Source organism: Synechococcus sp. B60.1 (assembly GCF_047462555.1).
Classification (GTDB): domain Bacteria; phylum Cyanobacteriota; class Cyanobacteriia; order Thermostichales; family Thermostichaceae; genus Thermostichus.
This window is the reverse complement of sequence record NZ_JANSJN010000022.1, coordinates 1-15,302: the sequence shown is the minus strand read 5'-3', so window position 1 is coordinate 15,302 and position 15,302 is coordinate 1. Positions and strand designations below refer to the sequence as shown.

The window sequence follows — 15,302 nt, the reverse complement described above, 5'->3', positions numbered from 1 at the left end:
TAGGCTTTTTCTGTCGTCAGAGCAGGGGCTAGGGATCCCGCAGATGGCTAGGGTAAGGCGAGGGTGGGGGCTGTTGGTGGCTGGCTTGCTCTGCTGCGTGCCAACAGAGGCAGTGCGGGCGGAGCCCCTTGCTTTCCAGAGGCTGGGCTACGAGCGTTCCGTGCTGCTGCAGGGATCCAACCCGCGCCTGGATGTCACCGTCCCTGCGCCCATCAACGGCATCGACCCAGAAGCCAGCTTTGTGCAGTTGCGCCTAGAACCTTCGCCGGTGCTCAAGCCCACTTCTACCGTGCGGGTGCTGATTAACGACGAGCTAGCGGGGATCTTTCTGGTGCAAGATCTGCGCCAGGAGCCGGTGGTGCGGGTGCCCATCCCTAACCTGCCGCCGGGTGAGCGCTTTATCACGGTGTCGGTGCAGCCGTTTTTGAGCATTAGCGACGACATCTGTGCCGACCTCAACACCGGCAACCTGCTGCTGAGGGTAGGGCGGGACAGTTTTTTTGAGCTGGTGCCCCGCGTGCCCGATGCTACGGTGGCCGGCTTTCTGCACCTGATGTACCCCCAGCTCACGCTGGTGGTGCCCGCCAACCCTTCTCCCGAAGTGGCGGAAGCAGCGCTGGGCCTGTACAGCTTGCTGGCCCACCTCTTCCCTCAGACCCCCATCCTCTGGAGCAACCGTCCAGGGGAAGGGCCTCAAGTAATTCTGGAGCCGGCCAACTTTACCCCCCACCTGCAGCATCAAGTAACTCCAGAGGGATCCCGGCTGCGGGTGGCCGCCCGCCGCGAGGCCATTCTTGCCCTCTATGAAGAGTGGAAGCGGGCGGGGCTGGTGAGCCGCGGCATCCGGGTGGCGGCGGTGGCGGACTGGGAGCGGGCTCTCAAGGCCAACCGCCTCAGCTTGCGGGAGTTGGGGATCGTGGATCCCCTGCTGCGGGGCTTTGGTAGCCAGTCTTTGGTTTTCAACTTCAACCTGGCGCAGTTGGGGGGGCGCCCGCGGGATCTGGCGGCCCAACTGGATGTGATCATGAACCCGGTGGATGGTCGGGCCGGGGATCGCCTGACGGGCTATGTGTTCTTCAACGGCGTTCTGCTGCGCACCTACAACCTCACCGGTCGCAGCCAGCTCAACGAGACCGTGACCCTGCCCACCCGCCTGCTGCGCCGCTTCAACCAACTGGAGCTGCGCTTTGACTACGGGGCCAGCCCCGGCAATTGCCAGGGATCCCTGACGCCGCTGACAGTTCAGGTGCGCTCAGATAGCTCCGGCTTTCTCTGGAGCGGCTACCAAGCCCCCAGTGGCGAGCTGCAGGAGATCCCGGCGGTGCTGCAGGGATCCGGACGGGTTTGGCTGGGGGATCCCCAACGTCTGCCGGCTGCCGCCTACCTGGTGGGGGCCTTGAGCCGGCTGGCCGCCCGACCGCTCCTGCCCACCCTACAGTTTCTGCCCCAGGAAAAGACCCAGTTAGAAACAGGCGACTTCGCCTGGCAGATCCTTGTCGCTGCCCCGGAGCAGGTGGAGCTCCCTTACAGCCCCATCCGGCTGGGATCCCAGTTCGAGATCCTCAACCCCTTGAACCAGCAGGTGGCCCTGGCCGCCCAACCCCAGGAAAACCTCGGCCTCTTGCAGTACTTTTTGCTCCAAGGCAGGCCTACCCTTTGGCTGTCCTGGTGGGGATCTGATCCGGCCTTGGCAGAACGCCTCAGCCGCGGCCTTGCCGATCCACGCACCCGCCTGGCCAACCAACTGCAGGGAAATGTGCTCACCGCCTACGCCGCCACCCCCGCCCTCACCCAGGTGCAGAGCTGGGATCTCACCCCCCAAGGCTACCGGGTGCGCTACCCAGGCCGCTTCAGTTGGCAGCTTTTGGTGTGGCAGTACCGCTATTGGCTGGTGCTGCTGCTGGCTATTCTGCTGGCAGCGGGAGCCTGGAATGTCTATCGCCGCTTGGCTCGCCGCCCCGAGTCCCCCATCCCTTCCTAGGGGGGGCTAGGCATGGGCTTGCGGTTGAGCCAGACTTGAGCCAAACCGCGGGTCTTAGGCCATGCTCCAGTCCCTTAAGTCCTCGCTTTTGCGCGCGGGCTATCTCACCCGCCAGCAACTGGCGGCAGCGGAGGAGTACCGCGAAGAGGTGGGCTGCTCCTTGCCCAAGGCTTTTTGGAGCTTGCGGGTCATGCATCCTGGCAAGTTTGCCGAGCTGTGTCGCCAGATTTTGGATCGGCCCAAGCTGCGGGACTGGCTGCTCAAGCAGCCTTTAGATCTAGAGCTACCTTGGCTAGTGGAACCCAGCGATCTCCTGCCAGTGCGCTTTTTGCCCTGTGGCTGGCTCAACCCGCAAACCGTTGTGGTGGCCACGGAAGAGCCCGGCTATCCCGGCGTCTGGCAGGCGGTGAAACGCCTTTGCCCAGAGGCCGAAAAGCTGTGGGAGATCCCGGCCACCGAAAAGCAGATCTTGACAGTTATCCTCGAGCGCAAGCTGGCTGCTGAGCTGCTGGGTAGCCGCCTCACCCTGGAGCAGTGGCAGCAGGCTCTGGAGATCCGCCGCCGCACCGGATCTAGCCTGGGGCAGGTGCTGACCCGGCTGAGCTACCTCTCCACCCGCGAGTATCTCAGCATTCTGGCCCACTTGCTGGGCTACCCCTCCGTCTCGGAGCTAATCGGAACAGGGCTGCTCTACCGGGACGAGGTCCTAAGCCGCCAGTTCGATCCGGAATTGATGATGCACCACCTCTTCTACCCCCTAAGCTGGAGCGACGAGAATACCCTCACGGTGATGGTCAACGACCCCCTGGACTGGGCGGTGGACGAGCTGCTCTACAGTTGGCGGCCAGGGTTGCGGATAGAAAAGGTGCTGGGCACCGAGCAGGATATCACCCAGCTCCTCAGCCAAGATCAGGGATCCCGCTTTAGCCAAGAGGCGGTGTACAAGCTGCTGGCCCGCCTGCCGGAGGAATCGGCCTCGCGGGTGTTTACCCCCTCGCAAATTGCCGTCGGCTATGGCCTGCTGCTGCTGCTGCTGTGGAGTTTGGCCAGCGCTCCCTGGACAACTCTGACGATCTTGGTGCTTTTGATTAACCTCTTCTACATAGCCTCGATTTTCTTCAAACTGCTGCTCAGCTTGGTGGGATCCGCCGATCGCTTCCACCAGATTACCGACGAAGAAGTGGCCGCCCTCGATGACCGCAGCTTGCCCATCTACACCATCCTGGTGCCGGTCTACAAAGAGCCGGAGGTGATGCCGATTCTCATCAACTCCCTCTCCAAGCTGGACTACCCCCACGAGCGCTTGGACGTGCTGATCCTGTTGGAAGAAAACGACCAGGCCACCATCGAGGCCGCCCGCGCCGCCAAGCCGCCCCGCTACGTGCGCCTGTTGATCGTGCCGGATAGCAAGCCCAAGACCAAGCCCAAAGCCTGCAACTACGGCCTGGCCTTTGCCCGCGGCGAATACCTCACCATCTACGACGCCGAAGACATCCCCGATCCGGATCAACTGAAAAAAGCCATCATTGCCTTCAAAAAAGGGGATCCCAGCTTGGTCTGCGTTCAAGCGGCCCTCAACTATTTTAACCGCAACGAGAACTTTCTTACCCGCATGTTTACTCTGGAGTATTCCTATTGGTTTGATTACCTGCTGCCGGGCCTGGAAACCTTGAAAATGCCCATTCCTCTGGGGGGCACCAGCAACCACTTCCGCACCGACCGCCTGCGGGAATTGCAGGGATGGGATCCCTTTAACGTCACCGAAGATGCTGATCTGGGCATTCGCGCCAGCCAGCACGGCTATACAGTGGGGGTGATCAACTCCACCACCTACGAAGAGGCCAACTGCGCCCTCAAAAACTGGATCCGGCAGCGCTCCCGCTGGATCAAAGGCTATATGCAGACCTGGCTGGTGCACAACCGCAACCCGCTGCGCTCTTTGCGCAAGCTGGGCCTCAAGAACTGGCTGGCCTACCAATTTTTTATCGGCGGCAGCTTCTTCACCTTCCTCACCAGCCCCATCATGTGGCTGCTGTTTTTCTACTGGCTGCTCACCCGCGCCCATTGGCTGCAAAACATCTTTCCCAGTTGGCTAATTTACTTGGGCTTGTTTAACCTCTTGGTGGGCAATGCCATTGGGATCTACCTCAACTTGGTGGCCGTTTTTCGGCGGGGCTACTACGACTTGGCCTTCTATGCTCTTCTCAACCCCATTTACTGGCAACTGCACTCCATGGCAGCCTACATGGCCCTGTGGCAGCTTTTTACCAAGCCCTTCTACTGGGAAAAAACCATCCATGGCTTGAGCAAATTCACCCACGCCAAAGTGCAGGAAGCCAGCCACAAACCCGCCTAGGCAGCCCCCTTCATCCCTACAGCAGGCGGTACCTCCTTCCCCTCTTCCAAGAGGGAGAGGGGCTAGGGGCGAGGGAAGCGCTAGAAGCCGTAGTCAGAATCGACGACGACAGCACAGCCGCGTGGGTGGCGGCAGCCGGCCATGATCACCTGGACGGCGAAGCTGCCCTCATAGGGAGCCTGGACGATGGGGAAATCGTCCAAGAGCGTATCTTCGGCTACCCACCGACCGTTGCGATCGTAAAGCACCAGATCCACGTCGTGGCAGTCGAGGTCGCACTCGGCCCAGATGTTCTCGCCTGGGTAGAAATAACCATTAACCCAGGTCGATTGCCCGTTCAGTAACCACAAGCTCCTTTGGGCCCACGCTTCACCACCACCCAGGATTGCAGCCGCGCCGATCATGCCCGCTGCCAGCCAACCCCGCAGAGCAACCATCGGATTTTCCTCCTTCCATGAAGTTTTCTTTGCCGCAACAGGGATCCCTGCCCTACCTACACGCTAGCATTAACGTTTTCGCTCCCTGGCTGATTGCGATCACAGCCGGCATCTTCCTTACAAGTTGCAAAAAAGAGTTACAAAAAGGGATCCCAACTTGCGCAGGGATCCCTGAATTTCGATCAGAATAGAATTGGGAAAACCTGCCCAAAGCCCTTGATTGTTCTCACTGGGGCAGCACCAGTTCTCCGCGGCGCCCCAGGGGATCGGTGAGGACGCCGCCGGTGGGGCCCTTGATCTGAAGGGTGCAGCGGCTGCCGGAGACTTCAATGAGGGTGTAGTTGGGCACCGCCAGCTCCAAAAAGCGCAGGTTGCCGGTTGTGACGCCAGGGATCCCGCTCACTTCTGGATTGGCAGGGTTCACAGGGGCGAGAAAGCCATTCACAATCCGGTAGTAGAGGCGGCTGGCGTTGGGGATCCCCAGTTGGCTGCCCAACTCGTCAATGCTCAAGGCGGTCACGCTGCGTCCGGTGGGGCCAGTCCACACCTCCCAGATGGGGTTGCTGCTGCCGGGGTTGACCTGGCCGATAAAGCCGGCGTGGTTGTTGCCGGTTAGGAACACCACGTTGCGGATGTTGTTGCGCTCAATAAAGTCGATCACCTCCTGCCGCTCCAGCCAGTAGCCCTCCCAGACGTCGTTGGAGCGGAAATAGGTCACCGTGATGGGAAACTCGCTGACGATGAACTTGTAGGTGGCGGTGGAGCTGCGCAGGCCGTTGAACAGCCACTGCTTTTGGGGTTCTCCCAAAAGAATGCGCGGCGTGCGGCGCAGCAGGTTAAACAGCGCCTCTTCCGATCCCGGCGGGCCGAAGAACAGGGTCTCCTGCTGGGGCGTGAGGCGGAGGCCGGCCAGCTCCAAAAAGCGCTGCCGGGTCAAGCCAGGGGGCAAAATGGGCAGGATCGGGGTCACAGCAGCCAAGTCGCGGTACTGGCGCAGGTCGAGGATAAAGACTTCGGCGTTGGCACCGTAGCGGAAGCTGCGAAACACCCGATCCCGGCTATCTACCCCCGGTACATCCGTCAAGGTGGGGGTGATGGGGTTGTACTCAAAAAAGGCCTGGTAGCCCAGCACCCTAAAATCTTCCACGTCGCGGGTTTGCCCGGTGGTGTCGTTGAGCTGGACAGCGCGGCCGCCGCGGGCCTTCTGGCCGCTGTAGTTGTCGATCACCTCGTGGTCATCCCAGTTAACGACAAAGGAGGTGCGGCTGAACAACTGCGGGAACTCTGGTCCGGCATATTTGGGATCCCGCTGATCCCGATAGAGGCTGCGGTAAAACTCCAGCGTCGGTACCGGATCCAGCCCCAGCCAGAAGCGATCCGCATAAACGGTGTCGCCGTTGAAGGCGATGAAATCAATATCGCCGCGGTTAACCTCGGCCAACAGGGCCGCCCCAATGGGGAAAGGAGGCTCATTGGCGCAGCTAATGTGCAAGAAGCGGATGGGCCGCCCATCGCCCGGAGCCGGCAGGGTGCGGAACTGGCCCACAGGGCTGGTAAACCCCTCACTGACAAAGCGGTAGAAATAGCGCTGCGCCGGCCTCAGGCCGGTAACAACGGCGCGGGCAATGTAGTCGCCCGGCTCGGTGCGGTAGTTGCGACCGGCCACGCGGCGGGCAGTCAGCGCAACCTGCTGCAGAATGGGGTTGAACTCGGCATTTTCCGCCACCTGCAGCGTCACAGGCACCGTATCCACGCTGCTGGCCGGCACCACCCGCGTGGAAAGCACCGCCCCCTCAGAGGTGGGATCCCCGGCAAACACCCCCTGGGGAAATCCTGGCTCTCCCAGCGGCGGGATAGAAGAACTGGAGGTGCCCCCACAGGCGGCCAGGGCGGCTGCCCCACCGCCAAACATCAGCAACTGCAGGAAAAAGCGACGGGAACGCAGGGAACTCATACAGCTAACCTCAGCGACGCCGGCAAATGTAAAGGGATCCGCAACAATGGCCAATTGCCCCTAGTCAAGCACTTCTGCGCCCAAACTGAGGTTGTGGGCCGGTGAAAACTGGGTTAGCTTCTGTTTAAGAACGCCAGACCTGAGGCTTGGGTTCTCCGCGGCCTTTTCATAGCCCTTCCTGCGAAGGCTAAAATTCCATTAAGGTTTTTTGCTTTTTGGCTTTGTTTTCGGTTTTGCGTTCTAGAACCTCTTGTTGACCCAAGGAGGGATCGTCGTGGCTACGGAGACTCTGGTTAAGCCTTCTGTAACCCCGAAGCATATGCCCATGTACCGGGTGTTGCTGCACAACGACGATGTCAACACCATGGAGTACGTGGTGCAGGTGCTGGTGAAGGTCATTCCATCGATGATGCCGCCGCAAGCCACCGAGATCATGTTGGAAGCCCACAACAACGGCGTTGCTGTGGTCATCGTGGTGCCGCGGGAGCACGCGGAGTTTTACTGCGAGCAGTTGCGCCGGCACGGCCTCACCAGCTCGATCGAGCCGGAACGCTAGTTAGGAGCGGTTTGGGTGGGCCTGCCGACTGCTGAGCTGATTGGCAAACTCAAGGCCTTTCCCTTGCCGCTGCGGCTGTTGCTGTTTTTGGGGATCCCCCTTTTGGCCTGGCTACCGTGGGTCGGCCTGGGGGGATTTTTCTTTGGCCGAGAGTACCTCTGGCTGCCGCTGTATGTCCTCCTGCTCCTTTGGCTGGGGCTGTGGGGATCCGGGTTTGCCGCCTATGGCTTGGACAAGAGTTGGGCCTGCCGAGCTGGGATCCTCTGGGGTCTAGGGATGGGTGTGGGCGGGCTTTTTCTGCTCTTTGGCTTGGAGGGAGCCCTGGGCTGGCTGAGCTGGCGGCCGGTGGAAGGGGGATCCCTGCTGGGCTATGGCTTGCTGGGGCTAGGGGTGGGCCTGGCGGTGGCCCTGGCAGAAGAGCTGTTGTTCCGCGGCTGGCTGCTGCAGGAGATGGCCTTGGACTACGGCTGGACAAGCGCTCTGTGGGGATCCAGCCTTCTCTTTGCTTTGGCCCACTTTTTGAAGCCGCCAGCAGAGATCCTCGCCACCTGGCCCCAGTTTCCGGGGCTGTGGCTGATGGGCCTGCTGCTGGCCCAGGCAAAGGTGTGGAACCAAAACAAGCTAGGACTCAGCCTGGGGCTGCACGCCGGCTGGGTGTGGGGCATCACCTGGGTTAACAACTTGGCTTGGATCGAGTACACCGGCAGGGCGCCAGAGTGGCTTACCGGCATCGGCGGCAACCCCCTAGCCGGGCTGATGGGCCTGCTCTTCCTGGGCGGCACCTTCCTTGTTCTCAAGAGGTTGGCCACCGACAGAAGCTGAACAACGCCGAAGCATCTCCCCTCTCCCTCAGGGAGAGGGGCCGGGGGTGAGGGATCTGTCTCAATCCAGTTATTTCGAGATCTCCTCCCCCCAAGGGCCGCTCTCATAGTAGGCGGCCAGCCTCTCCTGGTCGGGCTGAGTGAGCAAGCTCACCCCCACCAGCACCGCCGTGCCGACAACCACCGCCGGGATCACCGGCAGCCAGCCCCCCGTCCAGGCTTGGGGCAACAGGCCCGCCAGCCAGCCCAAGGTGAGACCGCTGGAAACCAAAGCTCCGGCTACGGCCCCGGCGCGGGTAGCCCGCTTCCAGTACAGGCCGGCAATCAAGAGGGGAAAGAGCATGGCGTTGCCCTGAAAGCTCCAGGTGGCAATCTGGGTAATGAGCCCCGGTGGCCTGACGGCAATGGCAAAGGAGACCAACCCAATCCCCAACACCACCCAGCGGCCCAACAGCTCCTCCTGGTGCGGAGAAAGCTGGCGCTTGAGCAAGGTAACCACCAGATCCCGGGTAACCAGGGAGCTGGCAGTTAGCAGTTGCGAGTCCGCCGTAGACATCAAAGCCGCCAGCGCCGCTGTAATCACCACTGCCGCCACGCCGCTGGGCAGGGTCTGCAACATCAGCGGCATGATCTGATCCGGCTGCTGCAGGTCAGGAAAAGCCAGCCGACCCCAGACGCCAATGAGGGCTGCTGGGAAGAACACCAGTAGAATCAGCAGCGGCCAGACCACCATCAGGGTCTGAAAGGGACGGGCACTTTTGGCCATGTAGAAGCGCTGAAAAAATTGGGGAAAAAGGGGCGTGGCCATCAAAAACAGCAGTTGGTTGCCAAGCAGGGTCTGCCAGCTCCAGCGCCCCTGGGGGCCGGGCAAGCTCAGCCAGGGATCCAACTGGCTGCCGGCCTCTTGGCCCCAACTCAAGGCCACGGCCACAAAGGCCACTCCCATCCCCACAACCAAGATGATCCCCTGCACCACGTCCGTCCAGACCACGGCCTGGGAGCCGCCGAAGAGGACATAGCCCAGGATGACCAGCGCCACCCCCACCGCCAGGGGCCAGTAGGGGATCCCTTCCCCCAAAACGGCGGCCAGGGTGCGCGCCCCGCCGATGATCTGGATGCTGATGTAGGGGGCGGTAAACGTCAGGGCGCTTAGGCAATAGAGCAGGGCCAGGAAAGGGCTGTTGAAGCGGTGGCCAAAGAACTCTGAGGGGGTGATGAACCCAAAGTGGCGGGCCGCCAGCCACACCCGGTAGCCCACCCCAAAAAACAGCCCTGAGATCAGCGCCGTGGTGACCCCCACGGCCAAAAAAATCCCCAGGCCGTGGGTGTAGGCATCCGCCGGCACCCCGAGGAAGGTAAAGGCGCTGAGCAGCGTCGCCAGCGTGGTCAAGGTCAAGGCCAGGGATCCCAGCCCCCGCCCTGCCAGGAAATAGCTGACCGGATCCTGGCCGCTGCGGCGGTAGCTCCACCAACCAATGGCCGCCAGCAGCAGCAAGTACACCCCCACCACACCCAAACTCAAAACCGTGTCACTCATCTCCAGCCCTGGGCCAGCAAGTTCGCACAAAGTAGAAGTTCAGGGGCACCAACAGCAGCACCGCCAACCCTGCTCCCCAGTACCAAGCCGGGATCCCCAATAGCTGCGGCTGGGCCGAGCGGGATCCCACCCAGGTCAACAGCCACAGCAGCGGATAGATCCCCCACACCCAAGCCTGGCGTCCTTGTCCAAACCGCAATGGCCTTGTCGCCTGAGAACCACTGGCAGGATCCAATCCTGCCATTTGCCTATCTCCTGCTTTTTTGCTGACCATTACTTAGGGTACTACAGCCACTGTTGAGGGAAGCTGAACTTGTCTTTCTCCATTTCCGATCCTGCCGGCAAAAGGGAAGCTGGGGGCGAACGAGAGCGGCCCTACTGGCTGGCTTGGGCGCGGATTAGAGGGATCGGCCCCCATCGCCTCAAGCGGCTGGCGGAGTTCTTTGGATCCTTGGAACGGGCCTGGCAGGCGGATGTTCCGGCCCTGCTGCAGGTAGAGGGCATTGGCCCCACCCTGGCAGAAACGATTGTCTCTGCCCGTCCTGGCCTCGACCCTGGGGAGATCCTGGAGCAAACCCAGAAGCCCGGGATCCCCTTCCTAACCCCTGCGGATCCCGGCTATCCGCCCTTGTTGTGGGAGCTGCCGGATCCACCGCCCCTTCTCTACGTCTTAGGCGAGTGCCCCGACTGGCAGCAGCCGGCCATCGCTATTGTCGGCACCCGCGCCCCCACCCCCTACGGTCAGCAGTGGACCCAGAAAGTCAGCGCCGCCCTGGCGGAAGCTGGCTGCGTGGTGGTGTCGGGACTGGCCACCGGGATCGACGGCATTGCCCACCAAGCCTGCCTGGAGGCGGGCGGCAAGACGGTGGCCGTGGTGGGAACTGGGGTGGATCAGGTTTACCCCGCCCACCATCGCGCTCTCTACCGGCGCATCCTGGAACAAGGGGCCGTCCTCAGCGAATATCCCCCCGGCACGCCGCCGGCCAAGGAGCACTTTCCCCAGCGCAACCGCATTATCGCCGGCCTCTGCCGCGCCACCCTGGTGATGGAGGCCCCAGAGCGCTCAGGGGCGCTGATTACCGCCCACCTAGCCAACCAATACGGGCGGGAGGTGTATGCCCTGCCGGGGAATATCGACACGGCAGCGGCCCGCGGCTGTCTGCACCTCATCCGCAGTGGTGCAGCGATGATCCTGGGGATCGAGGAGCTGCTCCAAGAGCTGGGCTTAGTTCAGGGATCCCCTCTCCCAGACCAACCCTTGTCCGCCGGCCCCAGGGATCCGCAGCAGCAGCTTCTCTGGCAGCTCCTAGGCAACGACATCCTCAGCCTCGATGCCCTGGCTCAGGCCACCCAGATGGACATTGCCACCCTCTCCAGCACCCTGCTGCTTATGGAACTGGAGGGCTGGCTGGTGCAACTGCCGGGGATGCGCTACCAGCGGGCTCGCTGAGGTTGGATCCCTGCACCGCTTCTCCGATGGGAGCCCGGCATGTGGGATCCTCGTGGCGAGGGTTGTTGACATGGGTGCTGACGGGGTAGGCGGCCATGGCCTCTGCCGGGTAGGGGCGAAGCAAGGGCAGGAGCCGCGCCGGATCCCGCACCTGCGGATCCAGCCAGAGGTCGTAATCGTCTTCTAGCAAAATGGCCGGCATCCGCTCGTGGAAAAGCCCCATTAGCCGATTGGCTGGCGTGTTGAGGATGGCGCAAGTTTCTCTCTCCACCCCTTGTGGGCTGCGCCAGCGCTCCCAAATGCCGGCAAAGGCAAACACCGGTCGATCCAGCAGGTAAAACCAGTAGGGCTGTCGCTTGGCCGTGCCCTGGTCGGCCCACTCGTAGAAGCCATCTGCCGGGATCAGGCAGCGGCGGCGGCAAAAGGCCTGGCGGAAAGAGGGTTTCTCGGCCACGGTCTCGGCGCGGGCATTGATCCACCCGGCCTTGGGAGTGCGGCTCCAACTGGGGATCAAGCCCCAGCGGAACTGAGTGGCCTGGCGCTGAAGGGATCCCAGCCCCCTTGAGGCCACCACCGCCAGCAGCGGCTGAGCAGGGGCAATGTTGTAGCGGGGCTGGAGCGCCGCCACTGCCCCCCTCTCGAGTTGAAAATGCTGCTGCAGCCGTTCGGGAGCAACCGCCAGGCTAAACCGTCCGCACATCCGGGATCCCTCAAACCTGGGTGGAAATGCCCAGCAATTGGAGGAGCCCCCGCAGTGGGATCTCCACCTGCTCGGGACGGTGGTTGAGCTCGTAGCCCAGCTCGTAGATGGCCTTCTCCAGCAGATAGGCCTCTAGCAGCACTTCCAGCTCCTGCGGGCTGCGGGGCAGAAAAGCCCCTTGGGAAGCCACCTGGAGATACTCGGCCAAGAAAGCAGCACAAACCCAGCGGTGCCAAAACTGGGCCCAGCGCATCATGTCGGGGCACTTGTCCCCGCAGACCAGGCCGCTTTCCAGTTGCTGGCGCAAGCCGGTGTGAACGGCGTAGTCGAAAGAGCGCAGCATCCCTGCCACATCCCGCAGGGGGCAGCGTTTGAGGCGGCGTTCTCCCAGGGAGCGGGCCGGCTCCCCTTCAAAGTCGATGATGACAAAGTCCTTGCCGGTAAACAGCACCTGGCCCAAGTGGTAATCCCCATGGCAGCGAGTGCGCAAAGCCGTGATCTTCCGCTCCAGGATGAGGCGGAAGCGGCTCATGATCTCCCCTTCTTGGTCGCGAACAGCCCGGGCCAACTTGGCCTCCACCTCCGGCAGCTTGGGGATCTGCTTGTTCAGCAGCGGAAACACCTGCCCCACCAAATTGCGCATGGATTGATAGATGGAGCGCTGGTAAAGACTGGAGAAGGGCTCGGGGGCAAAGTCTTTGTTTTCGGTGTCGGCAGCCAGAGCAAGGTGCAGCTCGGCGGTGCGCTTGGCCAAGATCCGCACCGACTCCAGGTAGCTGCCAATGGTGGCGTAGGCCAGCTCCGGCAGGGGAAGTTGTGCAAGTTCCAGGAAGGATCCCTGCGGAACGGGCACGGGATCCACCTCTAGGTAGTGAACCAGCACCGTCTCGAAAAACTGCCCCAGGCTGTCCAGCGTGTAGTGCCAGGCATCCCCCTCGTTGGGGATGTACTCCTGCAAAATGGCCAACGTGATGGGCTGATCGCTGGGATCAAAGCCCCGCACCCCACGGCGGCGGCGATATTCCAGGGATCCCAACAGCCGCGGCACCCGCACCTGGGGATGGTGCTCCAGCAGGTAGCGGCCGATCTCTAGCTCTGGATTCACTCCCTCGGCCACCTTGCGATAGAACTTGAGGATGTACTGATTGCCGTAGACCACCGAGGTGTTGCTCTGCTCCGCCTTGAGGATGCGGGGTTCAAGGCCGAGGTCGTACTCAAAGGGAGCAAAGGTGGTGGCCCACAGCTCCCCTGAGGAGTGGCGCAGGCGGCCCTGCTGGGCGATGATCTGCAGCAGCAACGACAAAAAGGTTTTATCGGCCAGCGCGTCGAAAAGCACGCCCGGCGGATCCCCGGCCACCTGCACAGGGAGGATGACTGCCTGGGGTGTCTCTACGCGCAGGTGCAGGGCCGCCTCTTGGGTGGTGTAGCCCACGGGGAGAGAGTAGAGTTCTGCTTCCCCCTCGGTAAACTCGACTTGCAAGAGCAAAATCTGGCCCCGAAAGGGGGGATCCCCTTCCCGATTACAGGGAATGGCATCCAAGATCTGGGCCGACTGAATTTGGCGGGCTTTGGAGCCGAACCAACGGCAGCGGTAGAGGTAGTCGCCCAAGACCGCCTCCAGCCGCTCTTGGCTTTCCCCTTGAAAGAGGCTTTCCCACGTGGGGGCGATCAGAGTGGGCAGGCGATCCGGCTCTTCCGGTTTGCTGTGACTGGGGTGGATCCGCTCCGTTGGTCGCTGTGGCTCGAGGGAAAACCAGTAGAAGGAGTGGGGGCCCAGGGTCAGGAAATAGGGCAGTTGGCCGATGGGAGGAAACGGCGTGCGCCCGAAGATCTCTACCGGGATCAGCCCCTCCCAGTGGGCTAAGTCCAGCTCCACAAACTGCGCGTAGCGGGAGAGGTTGGCCACCACCAGGATGCGCTCGTCGCCGTAGGCTCGCATAAAGGCCAGCACCTTGCGGTTTTCCGGGTGCAGCAGCTCAAAAGAGCCGCGGCCAAAAGCTTGGAAGCGCTTGCGCACCGCAATCATCCGTTTCATCGTCCACCACAGGGAATAGGGGTTGTTCCGCTGCGCTTCCACGTTGACGGTTTCGTAGTGGTACTCGGCATCGATGACGATGGGCAGGTAGAGCTTCTGCGGGTTGGCGCGAGAAAAGCCGGCATTGCGGTCGGCGCTCCACTGCATCGGCGTGCGCACGCTGTTGCGATCCCCCAGGTAGATGTTGTCCCCCATGCCGATTTCGTCGCCGTAGTAGATCACCGGCGTGCCGGGCAGAGAAAACAGCAGGCTGTTCATCAGCTCGATGCGGCGGCGGCTGTTGCCCAGCAGCGGGGCCAGGCGGCGACGGATGCCCAGGTTGACCCGCGCGTTGGGATCCTTGGCGTAGACCTGGTACATGTAGTCCCGCTCTTCGTCGGTGACCATCTCCAGGGTGAGCTCGTCGTGGTTGCGCAAGAAAATAGCCCACTGGCAGGTTTCGGGGATGGGGGGAGTCTGCTGCAGGATGTCGATGATGGGGAAGCGATCCTCCATCTGGATGGCCATAAAGAGCCGTGGCATCAGGGGGAAGTGGAAGTCCATGTGGCACTCGTCTCCGTCGCCGAAGTAGGCCACAGCATCTTCCGGCCACTGGTTGGCCTCCGCCAGCAGCATACGGTTGGGATATCTTTCGTCAATGTATTTGCGTAGGGCCTTGAGGAAGGCGTGGGTTTCCGGCAGGTTCTCGCAGTTGGTGCCCTCCCGCTCGTACAGATAGGGCACCGCGTCCAACCGCAGGCCGTCCACCCCCATGCTCAGCCAAAAGTCCACCACCTCGAAGATGGCCTTCTGCACGGCAGGGTTGTCGTAGTTGAGATCCGGCTGGTGGGAGTAGAAGCGATGCCAGTAGTAGGCCTTGGCCACCGGATCCCAGGCCCAGTTGGAAGTTTCAAAGTCTTGAAAGATGATGCGGGCCTCTTTGTACTTTTCGGGGGTGTCGCTCCAAACGTAGAAATCCCGCTCAGGCGTGCCGGGGGCAGCGCGCCGAGCCCGCTGAAACCAGGGATGCTGATCGGAGGTGTGGTTGAGGATCAGCTCGATGATGACGCGGATCCCGCGTTGGTGGGCGGCATCTAGAAAGATTTTAAAGTCCTCTAGGGTGCCCAGGGTGGGGTTAACGTTGGTAAAATCAGAAACATCATAGCCATCATCCCGCAGGGGGGATGGGAAAAAGGGCAACAGCCAGATGGCCGTGATGCCGAGATCTTGCAGGTAGTCCAGCTTTTCCGTCAGGCCCTGGAAGTCGCCCACGCCATCGCCATCGCTATCGGCAAAGGCCCGCACCGGCACTTCGTAGATCACCGCGTCTTTGTACCAGAGAGGGCTGGGGGCCAAGCTGGAGCCAACAGAGCGAAGAGGAGTTCGGGTCATCATAGGGCGGCAACCAAAACAGAGGGGTCAACGTAAGGCGCGGGATTCCCCACCCGGGTGGGGAGGGATAGCGCCTCCTGACTGATTCTGGATATATCGCTTCA

General features: G+C 61.9%; 11 protein-coding genes. 5 read left to right on the top strand and 6 right to left on the bottom strand.

The genetic code is table 11. The features are described from left to right. Positions 1–43 precede the first annotated feature (43 nt). Entirely contained in the window at positions 44–1,981 is a 1,938-nt protein-coding gene (locus NW863_RS04100) for a cellulose biosynthesis cyclic di-GMP-binding regulatory protein BcsB (RefSeq protein ID WP_414364630.1), read from the top strand. A gap of 61 nt (positions 1,982–2,042) precedes the next feature. Beyond that, positions 2,043–4,337: a glycosyltransferase family 2 protein gene (locus tag NW863_RS04095; RefSeq protein ID WP_414364629.1), complete on the top strand. Its 2,295-nt coding sequence runs from the start codon at positions 2,043–2,045 to the stop codon at positions 4,335–4,337. Positions 4,338–4,417: 80 nt separating this feature from the next. Here NW863_RS04095 and NW863_RS04090 read toward each other — a convergent pair whose 3' ends face one another. Both NW863_RS04090 and NW863_RS04085 read right to left on the bottom strand, forming a co-directional pair. Beyond that, positions 4,418–4,687 carry a hypothetical protein gene (locus tag NW863_RS04090; RefSeq protein ID WP_414364627.1) on the bottom strand — a complete coding sequence of 90 codons (270 nt, stop codon included), beginning with the start codon at positions 4,685–4,687 and terminating at the stop codon, positions 4,418–4,420. Between the two features lie 313 nt (positions 4,688–5,000). Then, positions 5,001–6,728, bottom strand: coding sequence for an alkaline phosphatase D family protein (locus tag NW863_RS04085; protein WP_414364625.1), 1,728 nt, complete (start codon positions 6,726–6,728; stop codon positions 5,001–5,003). A gap of 274 nt (positions 6,729–7,002) precedes the next feature. Here NW863_RS04085 and clpS point away from each other — a divergent pair, with 274 nt between their 5' ends. Further along, complete coding sequence (clpS, locus tag NW863_RS04080; RefSeq protein WP_414349213.1) at positions 7,003–7,284, top strand: ATP-dependent Clp protease adapter ClpS; 282 nt, start codon at positions 7,003–7,005, stop codon at positions 7,282–7,284. 15 nt (positions 7,285–7,299) lie between these two features. Next, positions 7,300–8,106 carry a lysostaphin resistance A-like protein gene (locus NW863_RS04075; RefSeq protein WP_414364623.1) on the top strand — a complete coding sequence of 269 codons (807 nt, stop codon included), beginning with the start codon at positions 7,300–7,302 and terminating at the stop codon, positions 8,104–8,106. A gap of 69 nt (positions 8,107–8,175) precedes the next feature. Here NW863_RS04075 and NW863_RS04070 read toward each other — a convergent pair whose 3' ends face one another. Together NW863_RS04070 and NW863_RS04065 are read right to left on the bottom strand one after the other, a co-directional pair. After that, positions 8,176–9,642 (bottom strand): sodium:solute symporter family protein, encoded by a 1,467-nt coding sequence (locus NW863_RS04070; RefSeq protein ID WP_414364622.1) that lies wholly within the window; start codon positions 9,640–9,642, stop codon positions 8,176–8,178. Next, the gene (locus tag NW863_RS04065) at positions 9,635–9,886 is read right to left on the bottom strand and encodes a hypothetical protein (protein ID WP_414364620.1); all 252 of its coding nucleotides are present in this window, start codon (positions 9,884–9,886) and stop codon (positions 9,635–9,637) included. Before NW863_RS04065 ends, NW863_RS04070 begins: the two co-directional genes overlap by 8 nt. A 69-nt stretch (positions 9,887–9,955) precedes the next feature. On the opposite strand from NW863_RS04065, the gene dprA reads away from it, so the two are divergent. Continuing rightward, positions 9,956–11,092: a DNA-processing protein DprA gene (gene dprA, locus NW863_RS04060; protein ID WP_414364618.1), complete on the top strand. Its 1,137-nt coding sequence runs from the start codon at positions 9,956–9,958 to the stop codon at positions 11,090–11,092. On the opposite strand, the gene NW863_RS04055 is transcribed toward dprA, so the two are convergent. Continuing rightward, positions 11,031–11,792 carry an SOS response-associated peptidase gene (locus tag NW863_RS04055; protein ID WP_414364617.1) on the bottom strand — a complete coding sequence of 254 codons (762 nt, stop codon included), beginning with the start codon at positions 11,790–11,792 and terminating at the stop codon, positions 11,031–11,033. The genes dprA and NW863_RS04055 overlap by 62 nt on opposite strands. A 10-nt stretch (positions 11,793–11,802) precedes the next feature. After that, positions 11,803–15,201: a maltose alpha-D-glucosyltransferase gene (gene treS, locus NW863_RS04050; protein WP_414364615.1), complete on the bottom strand. Its 3,399-nt coding sequence runs from the start codon at positions 15,199–15,201 to the stop codon at positions 11,803–11,805. Between the last annotated feature and the right edge of the window lie 101 nt (positions 15,202–15,302).